10 protein-coding genes are annotated in these 16,009 nt (G+C 31.2%); 8 read left to right on the forward strand and 2 right to left on the reverse strand.

The features are described from left to right. Positions 1–30: 30 nt before the first annotated feature. The 8 genes from porQ (at position 31) to ACUN3A_RS18090 (ending at position 12,466) form a co-directional block, all read left to right on the forward strand. Positions 31–1,053 carry a type IX secretion system protein PorQ gene (gene porQ / locus ACUN3A_RS18055; RefSeq protein ID WP_445552679.1) on the forward strand — a complete coding sequence of 341 codons (1,023 nt, stop codon included), beginning with the start codon at positions 31–33 and terminating at the stop codon, positions 1,051–1,053. Between the two features lie 27 nt (positions 1,054–1,080). Beyond that, positions 1,081–1,773 (forward strand): (d)CMP kinase, encoded by a 693-nt coding sequence (cmk, locus tag ACUN3A_RS18060; protein ID WP_445552680.1) that lies wholly within the window; start codon positions 1,081–1,083, stop codon positions 1,771–1,773. Between the two features lie 76 nt (positions 1,774–1,849). After that, positions 1,850–3,223 carry a nucleoside permease gene (locus ACUN3A_RS18065; RefSeq protein WP_445552681.1) on the forward strand — a complete coding sequence of 458 codons (1,374 nt, stop codon included), beginning with the start codon at positions 1,850–1,852 and terminating at the stop codon, positions 3,221–3,223. A gap of 378 nt (positions 3,224–3,601) precedes the next feature. Further along, positions 3,602–5,380, forward strand: coding sequence for a 30S ribosomal protein S1 (gene rpsA / locus ACUN3A_RS18070; RefSeq protein ID WP_445552682.1), 1,779 nt, complete (start codon positions 3,602–3,604; stop codon positions 5,378–5,380). 159 nt (positions 5,381–5,539) lie between these two features. Continuing rightward, positions 5,540–8,497: a gliding motility-associated C-terminal domain-containing protein gene (locus ACUN3A_RS18075; RefSeq protein WP_445552683.1), complete on the forward strand. Its 2,958-nt coding sequence runs from the start codon at positions 5,540–5,542 to the stop codon at positions 8,495–8,497. Between the two features lie 29 nt (positions 8,498–8,526). After that, the gene (locus tag ACUN3A_RS18080) at positions 8,527–9,465 is read left to right on the forward strand and encodes a PorP/SprF family type IX secretion system membrane protein (protein WP_445552684.1); all 939 of its coding nucleotides are present in this window, start codon (positions 8,527–8,529) and stop codon (positions 9,463–9,465) included. Between the two features lie 10 nt (positions 9,466–9,475). Next, positions 9,476–11,677 carry an OmpA family protein gene (locus tag ACUN3A_RS18085; RefSeq protein ID WP_445552685.1) on the forward strand — a complete coding sequence of 734 codons (2,202 nt, stop codon included), beginning with the start codon at positions 9,476–9,478 and terminating at the stop codon, positions 11,675–11,677. Between the two features lie 234 nt (positions 11,678–11,911). Next, the gene (locus ACUN3A_RS18090) at positions 11,912–12,466 is read left to right on the forward strand and encodes a fasciclin domain-containing protein (protein ID WP_445552686.1); all 555 of its coding nucleotides are present in this window, start codon (positions 11,912–11,914) and stop codon (positions 12,464–12,466) included. 70 nt (positions 12,467–12,536) lie between these two features. Here ACUN3A_RS18090 and pheT read toward each other — a convergent pair whose 3' ends face one another. Both pheT and ACUN3A_RS18100 read right to left on the reverse strand, forming a co-directional pair. Then, the gene (gene pheT / locus ACUN3A_RS18095) at positions 12,537–14,957 is read right to left on the reverse strand and encodes a phenylalanine--tRNA ligase subunit beta (protein ID WP_445552687.1); all 2,421 of its coding nucleotides are present in this window, start codon (positions 14,955–14,957) and stop codon (positions 12,537–12,539) included. Between the two features lie 176 nt (positions 14,958–15,133). Then, on the reverse strand, positions 15,134–15,997 hold the full coding sequence (locus ACUN3A_RS18100) for a bestrophin family protein (RefSeq protein WP_445552688.1): 864 nt from the start codon (positions 15,995–15,997) through the stop codon (positions 15,134–15,136). Positions 15,998–16,009 lie beyond the last annotated feature (12 nt).

The raw sequence follows: 16,009 nt of genomic DNA on the forward strand, positions 1-16,009 counted from the left end.
TGAAATTCCAATTTTACTTTTAATCATTGTATGTCCCAAAAATTTGTTATTTACTATTTACTCTTAATTTGCTCTGTTTCCTACGGACAAATAGGAGGGAAGTATACTTATGAGTTTTTAAATCTAATTACTTCACCAAGGCAAGCTGCTTTAGGAGGAAAAGTGATTACTATTTATGATGAAGATGTTAATCAGGCGCTATTCAATCCAGCTTCTATTAATGAACAAATGGATAATCATTTGTCATTAAATTATGGTAACTATTATCAGGAAGTTACTTATGGAACTGCTTCATACGCCTATACCTACGACCAACATTTACAAACATTTCAAGCAGGTATCAATTACATCAATTACGGAAAATTTGATGGATATGATGAAAATGGAGTAGCAACTTCTTCCTTTACTGGTAGCGAAATTGCACTTTCATTAGGTTATGCTTATAATGTACCATACACTGATATTCATTTTGGAGCTAATGCTAAATTTATTCAATCTACATTAGAAAGTTATAACTCTTTTGGAGCTGCTATAGATCTTGGAATGGTTTATATTGATGAAAAGAATGATGTTAATTGGGCAGTTACCTTAATGAATATTGGAACTCAATTCATAACTTACGACGGCACTAGAGAAAAATTACCCTTTGAAATTATTGCAGGTGTTTCTCAAGAATTGGAGCATGTACCCATACGCTGGCACTTAACTGTTGAAAACTTGCAGCAATGGGATTTGTCTTTTTCCAATCCGGTTCATGCCGAAACTTCGATTGACGGTACCGTTACTGAAGAAAAAGTATCGTTTTTTAATAATGCTCTTCGACATGTGATTGTTGGTGCTGAACTTTTTCCTAAAAAAGCCTTTAATCTTAGGTTTGGGTATAATTTTAGAAGAAGTGAAGAATTAGCAATTCAAGATCAACGCAATTTTTCGGGACTTTCATTGGGTTTTGGACTTAGGCTAAATAAATTAAAATTAAATTATTCGTATTCAAAATATACTTTGGCAGGAAATACTAGTTTATTTGGTCTGATTATTAATTTTGGTGAGTAATTTTTAAAGACTTTAGAGAATAGCATTATGGGAAAAATAATCATAGCTATAGATGGTTTTTCGTCTACAGGAAAAAGCACATTAGCCAAACAAATTGCTAAACATTTAGGATACGTCTACGTAGATACAGGTGCTATGTACCGAGCTGTAGCTTTGTATGCGATGCAAAATAATTATATTGGGACTGATTTTTTTGATAAAGAAAAATTGATCAACAGTTTACCTTCTATACGTTTGCATTTTGTATTTAATTCGGAATTGGGTTTTGCAGAAATGTATTTGAATGATGTTAATGTCGAAACTAAAATTAGAACTTTAGAAGTTTCTAGTTTTGTGAGTGCAGTTGCCGCTATTTCTGAAGTACGTTCTAAATTAGTAGAACAGCAACAAGAAATGGGTGCAGCAAAAGGAATAGTAATGGACGGTCGTGATATTGGAACGGTTGTTTTTCCAAAAGCAGAGCTTAAAATATTTATGACAGCGGGAGCTGATACTCGCGCTCAAAGACGTTTTGATGAGCTGCAGGCAAAAGGAGATTTGGTTTCATACGAAGAGGTTTTAAAGAATGTTGTTGAGCGTGATTATATTGATACTCACAGAGATGATTCTCCTTTAGTGATTGCTGATGATGCTGTTGAAATTGATAACTCATACTTGGATAGAAAGGAACAATTTGACGTTGTTCTTGAATTGGTAAATGAGGCTATTAATACTTTGTAACCTTTTTGGTAATCTTAATTTTAATAGTAGATTTACGAGCCACAAAATCTTAAAATAAAAACACACAAATCTTCTTATGGGAATTAAAAACAGATTGATAATAATGAGCTTTCTTCAATTTTTTGTTTGGGGAGCATGGTTGATTACAATTGCAAATTATTGGTTTGGAACCAAAAATTGGGAAGGAACTCAATTTGGATTAGTTTTTGGAACAATGGGAATTGCATCTCTTTTTATGCCGACAATAGCAGGTATAATTGCAGACAGATGGATAAATGCTGAGAAATTATACGGAGGCCTTCAAATTTTATATGCGACCGTTTTGTTTTATATCCCCGAAGTTACAACACCAAGTAGCTTTATATATGTAATGCTTTTAGCGATGTGTTTCTATATGCCAACGATAGCTTTGAGTAATTCTATTTCCTATAATGCACTAAAAATAAACAATAAAGACGTAGTTAAGAATTTTCCACCTATTCGTGTTTTTGGAACGATTGGTTTTATAGTAGCGATGTGGATTGTCAATTTGTCTGGTAATAAAGCAACTGCTTATCAATTTTATATTGCAGGTATTTCTGCGATTGTTTTAGGGATTTATTCTTTTACATTACCTGAATGTAAACCACAACGATTAATTAAAGAAAATACATCATTAATTGATACTTTAGGTTTAGGGTCTTTTAAATTGTTTGCCAATTATAAAATGGCATTGTTTTTTATTTTTTCAATGTTTTTGGGCGGAGCTTTGCAACTAACAAATGCTTATGGAGATGTTTTTTTGGATGAATTTAAACATTTTCCAATATATGCAGATTCCTTTGTTGTCAAGTACTCTACTATTATAATGTCTATTTCTCAAATTTCTGAGACTTTGTTTATATTAGCAATTCCTTTCTTTTTAAAACGTTTTGGTATCAAACAAGTAATGTTAATTAGTATGCTGGCTTGGGTATTGCGTTTTGGATTGTTTTCTTTTGGAAATCCTACAGATGGACTGTGGATGATTATTCTTTCTTGTATTGTTTACGGAATGGCATTTGATTTTTTTAATATTTCAGGTTCTTTATTTGTAGAAACACATACGGATGCTACCAATCGTTCTTCGGCTCAAGGGTTATTTATGATGATGACCAATGGAGTGGGAGCAATACTAGGAAGTTTTACTTCTGGATGGGCAATTGATAGATTTTTCACGAAGTCGTTTAATTCTACAGCTGACTTAGCTTCTTTTTTACATACAGATGTTGCCAACTCAAAAATGTTAGAATTTGTAAAAAGTCAAGGAAATTCAGTTACTGACGGTGTGTTTCATCACGTAATCATGATGAAAGACTGGCATCAAATTTGGCTGGCATTTGCTATTTATTCATTGATTATCGCGATTGCATTTGCTATTTTATTTAAACATGAACACAATCCAAATGAAGTAGAGAGTTTAAACCATTAAAATAATATTTTAAACAATATACTAATCCTAACAATTTAATTTTGTTAGGATTTTTTATTTCTGAGAAATGGCTTGTATAGGTTTTGATTTTTTTCTCTTGATTCAGCCATAGCCAACGGTTTAAACTACTTACAATGGCTGAAATACTGGTAAACATATATAGTAACGATTAAAATCAGCTCTTTTTTTAACTGTTTAACGTTTTGTGTAAATATCTCTCTTTAAATATTTTGTCATGTTATATAAAAGAATTAATTTTGCACACCTTTTGGTAGAGAAGAGTTTCCTTTAGGTATCAACTATTTATGTAAAACAACTTCTGTTTTTTCTATCACTTTAAGAAACTCAAGAAAAACAGAATACAAATTTTTTATCAGCATGTCTGAACAATTAAAATCACAAGAAGAGTTTTTATCAAATTTTAACTGGCATAACTTCGAAGAAGGTATCGATGCAGTAGACGAAAAAAACTTATTAGAATTCGAAGAACTAGTATCAAAAACTTTCATCGCTACAGATCAAGAAGAAGTAGTTGAAGGAGTAGTTGTTAGAATTACAGATAGAGACGTTATCGTTGATATCAATGCTAAATCGGAAGGTGTTATTTCTTTAAATGAATTCCGTTACAACCCAGCTTTAAAAGTAGGTGATAAAGTAGAAGTATTAATTGACATCCGCGAGGACAAAACTGGTCAATTGGTATTATCTCACAGAAAAGCACGTACTATCAAATCATGGGATAGAGTTATTTCGGCTAACGAAACAGGTGAAATTGTTAATGGTTTTGTAAAATGCAGAACTAAAGGTGGTATGATCGTTGACGTTTTCGGAATTGAAGCTTTCTTACCAGGATCTCAAATTGACGTTAAGCCAATTAGAGACTACGATGTATATGTAAACAAAATGATGGAATTCAAAGTGGTAAAAATTAACCACGAATTCAAAAATGTTGTTGTTTCTCATAAAGCGCTTATCGAAGCGGATATTGAAGTACAGAAAAAAGAAATCATCGGTCAATTACAAAAAGGACAAGTATTAGAAGGTGTTGTTAAAAACATTACTTCTTATGGTGTGTTCATTGACTTAGGTGGTGTTGATGGATTAATTCACATTACTGACCTTTCTTGGAGTAGAATCAACCACCCAAGTGAAGTTCTTGAATTAGACCAAAAATTAAACGTTGTAATCCTTGATTTCGATGATGAGAAAACAAGAATTCAATTAGGATTGAAACAATTGAACGCTCACCCATGGGATGCTTTAAATGCTGATTTGAAAATTGGTGATAAAGTAAACGGTAAAGTAGTTGTAATCGCTGATTACGGTGCATTTATCGAAGTTGCTGAAGGTGTTGAAGGTTTAATCCACGTTTCTGAAATGTCATGGTCAACTCATTTACGTTCTGCTCAAGATTTCGTAAAAGTTGGAGACGTTGTTGAGGCTGTTATCTTAACTTTAGATAGAGATGACCGTAAAATGTCATTAGGTATCAAACAATTGACTCAAGATCCTTGGACTGACATTACTTCTAAATACCCAGTAGGTTCTAAACATACAGGTATCGTTAGAAACTTTACAAACTTTGGAATTTTCGTAGAATTAGAAGAAGGAATTGATGGATTAATTTACATCTCTGACTTATCTTGGACTAAGAAAATCAAACATCCATCTGAATTTGTAAATGTTGGTGAAAAATTAGACGTAGTTGTATTAGAATTAGATGTTGACGGACGTAAATTATCTTTAGGTCACAAACAAACTACTGCTAATCCTTGGGATCAATACGAAGATTCATTCGCAGTTGGAACTATCCACTCAGGTGAAATTTCTGAAATTGTTGACAAAGGAGCTACTGTAGAATTCGGTGAAGATATCGTTGCTTTCATTCCTACTCGTCACCTTGAAAAAGAAGACGGTAAAAAATTGAAAAAAGGTGATACTGCTGAATTTAAAGTAATTGAATTCAACAAAGAATTCAAAAGAGTGGTAGCATCTCACACTGCTATCTTCCGTGAAGAAGAAGAGAAAAATGTGAAAGCTGCAACTGAAAACACTTCATCTGCATCTACTACAAACGCACCAGCTGCAACTTTAGGAGATAACAATGATGTATTAGCTGCATTGAAAGCTAAAATGGAAAAATCAGAGAAAAAATAATTTCTTGATTTTTTGAATATAGAGAGCCCCGCAATTTGCGGGGCTTTTTGTTATTATATTATTTTTAATATTTAGAATAGTTAAAAAAATATATAATTGTAAATAAAAACTTGAAAATAATCAGAAAATGTTTATTTTTGAGAAAATTAAACGAAATTTATGGTCCGAAAATTACTTTTCTCCTTCAAATTTACATTTCCTACTTATTTAATTCTTATTTACATTTTTGTCTTTTCAATAGACATCAATGCTCAATGTGCAGGAAATAATGGTACACTAACGGATGTTTGCGATATCACAAATCCAAATAGTAAAGTAATTAATCTTTTTAGTGGACTAGGAGGTAGCCCAATAACTGGCGGTACATGGAAAGATGATAATAAATCAGGTGGATTAGATAAAGTAACAGGTATTTTAAATGCGCAACAAATAAAAAAAAGTGGTATTTATCACTATACCTATACAGTAACAGGTGCTTCAGGATGTCCTATCAACACCGCAATTGTCACTGTAACTATTGGTGGATATACCGGAGTTCCAGGTCCTAATGCTTCAATTTGTAATACCAAAAGTGCTTATAATTTATATGAAGCTTTTAATGGTGATTATCTAGAACCTCAAAATGGAGGTACTTGGGTTGGAAATACAAGTAATTTAGGTTTAAATGGTAATATGTTAGATGCTACGAAATTAAATTATGACACTACATACCAATATACCTATTCTATACCAGCTATTGGCTCTTGCGTTGCACCTCCAGATGCTAAAATTTTTGTTACAATTTTTCGTTCTCCACTAGCTGGAACTCCTAAGAATTTAAGGGTATGTTCTAATGACCTAAGTACTTATACTAATTTAGATCTAAATGATCGTTTAACTGGAGAAGATACCGGGGGAGTTTGGACTGAAGTTGCAACAGATGAAATAGACGATAACGATGATAGTGATTCCACTATTAATGTCCAAAATATTTACAATACTAAAGGATCAGGAACATATACTTTTACCTATACAGTACTCACAGACAATAATGTATGTGAAGATCAAACGACGAGTGTAGATATTACAATTGACAAAATAATTGATTTTACAGGAATAACTTTAGATGTAAACTCGGATATATGCGAAGATGCAATTCCAACTGCTACCTATACTGCTGTTATAAAAGGTGATCCATTAGCCATAGCTAATGGTCTTTATGATATTTCTTATACTGTTACTGGAACAACTGGGACTATAAATACTACATCAAGTTTTAGTAATGGTATTTTAAATTTCGCCATTCCATCGTTGTATTTTCAGCAAGCTCAAGATTATATTATTAGCATTAAAAACATCATGCCAGTCGGTAGCCAAAGTGTTTGTGTTAATATACTCGCAACTGTTGACGATGTTTTACATATAACATCCATTCCTAAAATTAATAATGCTACTCTTACCATAGCTCCAGTTTGTCAATCATCGGATGTTATTGTAAATTTTAGCGGTACTTCAAATCTTACTAATGGAAATTATAACATTCTTTATAATTTGAGTGGTAGTAATACTCAAACTGCAATACCATATGTTTTAAATATTATTGGCGGAGTTGGTACAATTACAATTCCAAAATCATTAGTTCCAAATGTTGGTCAAACCACAATCTTAATTACAGATATAAAAAACTCAAATAATAACTGCCCTAATAAATCTACACTGAGTCAGATTTTTACAATAAACCCATTACCAGATATTACAAATTTGAATGTAATTATTAAAAATATTTGTAAAGGTGATCCAGCAACAATAGAATTATCAGGCTTAGGAACTTTAAGTACAATTGAAATCAGTTATTCATTATTGGGAGCAAATTCAGTTAACTTAAAAACTATTCCTTTAACTGTTGTAGCCGGAAATGTTAATTTTAATATTCCAGCATCTGACTTGCCTAATGCAGGAATTACAACTTTTAGCATGTCTAGTATAAGAAATTTGGTAAATGGTTGTCCATTATCAATGAATAAAAACGTTAATTTCACAGTAAACAGCCTTCCAGATACTTCTACTTTAACTAGTATTGTCAAAGATGGTTGTCCAAATCTACCTTTGAATGTTGATGTGGCTGGATTAGGGACTTTAAGCAATGTTACTTTTAATTATACTATATTATCAGGCTCTAATACAATTAATTTGCAAACTGATCCATTAGTAGTTACTGGAGGGAAAACTAATTTTATAATTCCTGCTTCCGTATTTAGTGTTCCTGCGACATATACATTACTTATAAGCAATATTACTAATTTAACAACTGGATGTTCAACTGTAATAAGTACTAATTCTCAAAATTTTGTAATAGTACCGATTCCAAATAATCCAATTGCAAATAATCAAGAATTTTGCAAAGAAGACTTAGCAACTGTCGCTAATCTAAAACCAAGCGGGACACAATATAAATGGTACGATTCTTCTAGTAGTACAACAGCATTATTGCCTAATATACTATTGACTTCAAAGAATTATTATTTAAAAGAAGTAAATCTCACAGGCTGCGAATCAAATGCCACATCTATTAGTGTATTGATAAACAGTGTGCCAATTCCAACATTAAATTCAAATGGACAGAATTTTTGTGGTGCTGACAAACCAACAATCCAAAATTTATCAAACAATACTATTTATCTAGGAAATTTAAGTTGGTATAATACACCTACAATTGGAACTGTATTAGTCAGTACCGATTTGCTTATTGAAGGAAATACTTATTATGGTTTTGATTATAATACAACTACCAAATGTATTTCTGCTCCACTAGAAGCAACTGTCTCATTAACTTCATGTAATGTGACGCCAGAGGATTTGAAAATTCCAGATGGTTTTTCTCCAAATGGAGATGGTGTTAATGATACTTTTAAAATTATAGATATCGAATTTTTATTTCCAAATTTTACCTTAGAAATATTTAATAGATATGGAAATATTCTTTTCAAAGGCAATATAAGCAAACCTGATTGGGATGGAAAAAATTCGAATTCAAATTTCATCAATGGAGATTCACCTACAGGAGTGTATTTTTATATTATCAATTATAATAAAGACGACATATCTCCCAAACAAGGGCAACTTTATTTAAACCGATAATACTTTTTTTTACTACTAAATATATTCAAATGAAAAAAATAATACTTTTTGTGTTTTTTTTCCTTTTCATACTAAAGGCTACAGCTCAACAAGCACCTCATTTTACACAATATATGAGTAATATGAGCGTAATAAATCCAGCTTATGCAACAGCTACACCAGCAATTCTAAATTTAGGAAGCTTGTATCGTTATCAATGGGCTGGAATTAAAGGAGCGCCAAAAACAATGACTTTATTTGCTCATACTCCTATTAATGAAAAAGTAGAAACTGGAATATCATTAGTTTCAGATGATATTGGTGATGGAACCAAAAAAGAAACTAATGTTTTTGCAGATTTTGCTTATGTACTTCAATTGGATGAAACACAAAAGCTTTCCTTTGGTTTAAAAGCTGGATTTTCTACTATAAGCACAAATTTTAATGGTTTTCAATTAAATAGCGGTGATGTTACTACAGATTTAGCATTTGCTGAAAATACAAATGAAACAGTACCAAATATTGGAGCAGGAGCTTACTATTTTACAGATAACTATTATGTAGGACTGTCTATTCCAAACATACTTTCTACGGATCATATAAACTCATCTGGCTCAGGAATCAATTCTTTTGGTACTCAAAAAGCTCACACTTATTTAACAGGAGGTTATGTTTTTGACATCAATGAATCTTTTAAACTAAAGCCAGCCGCTATGGCTATATTTGTAAAAGGAGCGCCCGTATCAGTAGATTTAACCGCTAATGTGTTATATAATGAAAAGTTCGAACTAGGAGCTGCTTACCGATTTGATGATGCCGTAAGTGTACTAATGAACGTAAATGTAACTCCAAATTTAAGGGTAGGTTATTCCTATGACTATACAACTTCTAATCTAAGCGAATTTAATTCGGGATCACACGAAATAGTATTATTGTATAATTTGGATTTATTAGGTAAAGGATATAATAAATCACCTAGATTCTTCTAAAAAAGTAAATATGAAAAGAATATATATACTCCTAGTTGTATTTACAATCCAATTTGCACAAGCTCAATTACAACCACAGGATTTGGCAAGGGCAAATCGCTTATTCGATAAAACGTATTATAGCGAAGCAATCCCTTTATATGAAAAAATCAGTCTTAAAAGTCAAACGACTGATGTAATTAAAAATTTAGGTGATTGTTATTATTATACTAGTCAATACGATAAAGCACAAGCACAATATTCTCTTTTAATTCAAAGTAAAAGCAAAGAATTAGATGAAGACTTTTATTTTAGATATACTCAAACATTAAAAGCTAAAGGAGAATATGCTAAAGCTAACACTGTCATGAGAAATTATTATCAGGCTTCAAATAACAATTCAGCTATTGAAAAATTAGACGCCGATATTAAAAACCTGAGTAATGTTAGTGCTATCGGAGAAAGATTTAAAATCGAAAATTTAGCTTTAAATACACAAAATTCTGAATTTGGAGGAGTAGTTTTGGATAGTAGTTTAGTATTTGCTGCTGTAAAAAAGAAGCCTAATATCTTAGATAAAACCTATAAGTGGAATAACGAAGGCTATCTTAATTTAGTAAAAATTCCAATAAAAAATATAAATGCAAAGGATTCAATTGTGACTTATTTTTCAAAGGATTTGAAATCACCAATGCACGAATCAAATGCTATTTTTACAAAAGATGGTAAAACTATGTATTTTACTAGAAATAATTACAATAATGGTAAAAGAGGAAAGGACACTAATAAAATTTCAAACATTCAAATTTTTAGAGCTGAATTACTTCATAATAAATGGACAAATATAGTATCATTACCGTTCAATAGCGCTAGTTATTCAGTAGAACATCCTGCTTTAAGTCTTGACGAAAAAACATTATATTTTGCCTCTGATATGCCAGGTACAAAAGGATCTTTTGATATTTTTAGTGTTTCTATTGAAGGTTTAACATATGGTTTACCAATGAATTTAGGTTCGAGTATCAATACTTCAAAAAGAGAACAATTTCCATTTGTTTCAAAAGATAACAAACTCTATTTTTCTTCCAATGGGCGTGAAGGTTATGGAGCAATGGATATTTTTGTTTCTGATATTCAAAGCAATTCTTTTTCTAAAGCTTTAAATGTTGGACTTCCTGTAAATTCTGGTTATGATGATTTTGCCTTTTACATTGACTCAGACACGAAAGAGGGTTACTTTTCTTCGGATAGACCAGGAGGCAAGGGGAAAGATGATATCTATTCTTTGAAAGAGACCAAAGACCTGATTATAGAAGATTGCAAACAATATATTGCTGGAATTATTACCGACGCAGATTCGCATCTTGCTTTAGAAAATGCAAAAGTCATTTTAAAAAACAGCAACAATCAAGAACTTGAAACGGTACTGACTGCAATTGATGGAAAATTTAGTTTTTCAATTGCATGTGAAACTAGATATTCATTATTTGTAACCAAAGAAAATTACACTGAAAATTCAAAATCATTTACTATTTCGGCAGAAAGAAATAAAATTAATGATGGCTCAATGGAAATTAGATCGCAAGAGCTAATTAAAAAAGAGCAACAATTAGCTGCAGAAAAATTAAAGGCTGCAGAATTAGTAGCTCTTGAACAAAAAAGAAAAGCAGATGCAATTGCATTACAAGAACAAAAAATTGCAGATGCAAATGCTCTTGAAACGAAAAGATTAGCGGAATTAGCAGCAATTAAACAATTGAAAAAAGACAAAATAGCTGCTGATAAAATAGAAAAAGAAGCAACAATTGTAAAGAAAAAAGAGAGAACTGCTGCTATAGTTGCAGCTGAAAAAGATGTCGTAAAAGATAAAGATCGATTAATTATCAAAACGGATCCAATTTATTTTGATTACAACATGTGGTATATTCGAAAAGAATCTAAAAAAATTCTAAACCGTGTGGTTGAATTAATGAAAAAATACCCAGAAATGGTCGTTGAAATTGGTTCACATACTGACAATCGTGGTACTATAAAATTTAATGAGAATCTTTCTCAGAATAGAGCTGATGCAACTAGAAATTATATTTTGGAACAAGGAATTCCCAAAAAAAGAATTCAAGCCAAAGGATATGGAGAATCAGTTCCAATAGTAAAATGTATTCCAGAAGATTCATGTGATGAAGAACAACATGAGCTAAATAGAAGAAGTGAGTTTGTTATTAAGAATTTATAAAACAATAATTCTTAATTATTCGAAATTGGAAAGTCCTGATTCATTCAGGGCTTTTTTTTTGCAATTATTGGTAATTTTTATACTGTTTTTATTCTTTTTTCAATTGTAATTAATACTGATAATCATTAGTTTATGTTTTAAAGGACTCTGTAAAAAATAAAAAAATACTTTTTTTAAAACCAAAAGAATGGTAATTGCGTAAATGCTTTTAAACAATCTTTAATTAGTAAAATTATGAAAACTAGAAAATTTTTATCAGTTGCATTATTTGCATTAGTATTTGGAGCTACAACTTTTGCTCAAAAATCAGTTATGGTTGGTGGAGCAGCAATGTATCCATCAAAAAACATTATTGAAAATGCGGTCAATTCAAAAGACCATACCACTTTAGTAGCTGCTGTAAAAGCTGCTGGACTTGTTGAAACTTTACAAGGATCAGGACCATTCACCGTTTTTGCCCCAACAAACTCGGCTTTTGACAAATTACCAAAAGGTACAGTTGAAACTTTGTTGAAACCAGAAAATTTAAAAATGTTGCAAACTATTTTGACCTATCATGTAGTGGCTGGTAAGATGAGTGCTGCAGATATTGCTAAAGCCATCAAAATGGGTAATGGAAAAGCTACTTTAAAAACAGTTAGCGGAGGCACATTAACCGCTTGGATGAAAGGTAAAAGGTTGTATCTAACTGATGAAAAAGGAGGTATGTCAGAAGTTACAATTGCTGATGTAAATCAATCAAATGGGGTAATTCATGTTGTTGACGCAGTACTTTTGCCAAAATCATAATTGATCTAAATTCCAAAATAAAAAAATCCAAAATCAATGATTTTGGATTTTTTTATAAATATTGTTTTTATTATCTCAAACTTGCTCCGAGTTCAGTTTCAAAATTCTTTTGAAGTTTACTCATAATTTTATCAATCTGAGCATCTTCAAGTGTTTTTGAATTATCTTGAATAATAAAACTTAACGCATACGATTTTTTACCCTCTGGTAAATTTGCACCTTCATATACATCAAACAAATTGACATCTTTTAATAATGATTTTTCAGTTTGTCGTGCGATAGTATAAATAGTATCATACGTTACAGTTTGATCCACTAATAGAGCTAAATCTCTTCTAACTTCAGGATATTTAGGTATTTCAGTATATTTAATTTTACTAGACATTAATTTCAAAACTATTGCCCAATTAAAATCTGCAAATAAAACTTCTTGTTTAATTCCGAAATGCTTCAAAACTGATTTTTTAACAACACCAAATTCAACCAAAGTATCATTTCCTTTTCCAAAAGCAATACCTTCAGAGAAAACATCAGAAGAAACTGCTACACTTTTTGCATTAGTAATCCCTAATCTCAAAAGTATCGCTTCAACATATCCTTTAAATAAAAAGAAATCAGAAGGTTTTTGAGCATTAGTCCAGTTTTCTTGGTTTCTATTTCCAGTTTGAAATAAAGTTAAATGCTTAATTTCCTCATATCCAGCAAGAAATTTATGATATGACTTACCAAATTCAAATAATTTTAAATCCGAATTTTTACGGTTTATATTATACGATATAGCTTCTAATCCCGAGAATAATAATGACTGACGCATAGTTGCCAAATCACTACTTAAAGGATTCAACATTGTAACATTATAATCCTCTTTTAAAGTTTCTGAAAGCTGTACATAAGATGCAGTTGTCAATGAATTGGCCATCATCTCATTAAATCCTTGAGAATTTAATTGGCTTGCAACGATATTTTGTATTTTATAATCTTCGTTTCTAGGAGAATTAGATACAGTAGCATTCAATTTTTTAGAGAATACAATATTATTATATCCATATACTCTCAAAATTTCCTCAATTACGTCAATTTCTCTTTGTACATCAACGCGATAAGCAGGAATTGTTAATCCTAAACCAGCATCTGAAACACTATTTACTTTTATTTCTAAAGAGGCCAAAATTTGTTTGATCGTATCTCTTGGCAATTCTTGACCAATAATTCTAGAAACATTTTTAAAATTTAAAAACACTGAAAAATCTTCAATTTTCTTTTGGTAAATATCTACAATATCGGATGTAATTTCACCACCAGCAACTTCTTGAATTAACAAAGCAGCCCTTTTTAAAGCATATTCGGTAAGCGTTGGGTCGATTCCTCTTTCAAATCTAAAAGAAGCATCAGTGTTTAATTGATGTCTTTTAGCTGATTTACGAATACTTACTGGATTAAAATAAGCACTTTCTAAGAAAATAGAAGTAGTTCTATCCGATACTCCTGATTTTAGTCCTCCAAAAACTCCAGCAATACATAATGGTCCCTTTTCGTCACAAATCATTAAATCTTCTTCATGCAACGTTCTTTCAACATCATCCAAAGTGGTAAACTTAGTTCCTGCAGGAAGTGTTTGCACAATAATTTTGCCATTAATCATTGCAGCATCAAAAGCATGTAGAGGCTGACCTAAATCATGCAATACATAATTGGTAACATCTACTATATTATTTTTTGGATTGATACCAATCGCTTTTAATCTATTTTTTAACCATTCTGGAGAATCTTTAACAGTAATTCCTGAAATAGTAACACCACAATATCTAGGTGCTAGTTTAATGTCTTTAACATCAATATCTATTTTTAAAATTCTTTTATCAACTCTAAAATTACTAACAGGAGGGGTGATTAATTCAACATTAATTCCTTTTTGAATTAAGCCAGCTCTTAAATCACGAGCAGTACCAAAATGGCTCATTGCATCGGCACGATTTGGTGTTAGGCCTATCTCAAAAACTTCGTCATTTTCTATTTTAAAAACAGTAGAGCCTAATGTTCCTGCTGAAATTGAAGCGTCTAAAACCATAATTCCATCATGACTTTCACCCAGACCTAATTCATCTTCGGCACAAATCATTCCGTGACTATCTTGTCCGCGGATTTTTCCTTTTTTTATGGTAAATGATCCTCCTTCTTTATCAAACAAAACTGTTCCAATAGTTGCAACAGCTACTTTTTGTCCAGCTTCAACATTACTGGCACCACAAACAATTTGTAAAGGAACACCGTCGCCAAGATCAACTGTAGTAACTTTTAGACGATCAGCATCAGGATGTGGTACACAAGTTAATACATGCCCAACAACAATACCTTCTAATCCTCCTTTGATAGATTGGTATTTATCAACAATTTCTACTTCAAGTCCTAAATCGGTAAGTAATGCTGCTGTTTCTTCTGAACTATTATTTATTTTAATGAATTGTTTTAACCAGTTGTAAGATATTTTCATTGTAACTTAATTAGTCTTTTTTAAGGATGTAAATATAAGGATTGCTTGTGGGAGTTGAAAACTATTTTTTGTTTTTTATATCTGTGAATATTATTCAGTTTTCACCTCTGTAGTAAAGCCATAATTTCATTAAATAAAAAAGGCTGATTTTACAATCAACCTTTAAAATATTTTAATTAAATAATTTCTTCAATGTGCTTTTTTATATTTTGAGCAATTTTTTCTATTGGCAAATCATTGTCATCGTTACCAAAAGGTTCTTCAATTTCTTCAGAAATTATTTCGATACTTGCCAAGACATAAAAAATGAAAGAGACTACAGGAATAACATAATATCCCAATGCAAATACATAAGCATAAGGAAGTGTTAAAACGAAAACGAAAATAAATTTCTTGATAAATGTACTGTAAGAATAGGGGATAGGAGTGTTTTTTATTCGCTCGCAAGCACCGCAAATATCAGTGAATGATTGAATTTCATTATTCAAAATAATTAATTGATCTCCTGTTATTTTATGCGAAATATATAAATCATTAATTTTTTGGAATAACATTTTAGCAATTTGATTAGGCCTGTGCTTGTGATGATTTAAGATTAAATCGATATCCTCAAACAATAACATGCTTGTTTCTTCATCTTTCAAATGTTTGTTTAACATTGAAGCGTAACTTGGAATTAATTTTCGGAAATAAGCCAAATCCTTTTCATCTTTCAAAATAACTGAAAGTTTGATGGCAAGATTACGGCTGTTATTAACCAAAGCTCCCCATAATTTTCGCCCTTCCCACCAGCGATCATAAGCAGAGTTAATTCGGTATGCTAATAATAAAGAGATTACAAAACCTAATGTTGTATGTATAATCGAAAGATTTCTGACATGACTGGTTTCCTCTAATTTAAAATATTCAATTTCTAAATAAGCAATAGTTCCTGAATAAATTCCAAGCAGGAATACAAAGGGCAATAGTTCTCTAAAAGAATCTGATTTGTGAAAACGAAAAATATATGTAAGCCAAATTTTAGGATTGTATGATATCATTCTCTTTTTTTA

It is taken from the genome of Flavobacterium sp. WC2509 (assembly GCF_052683105.1).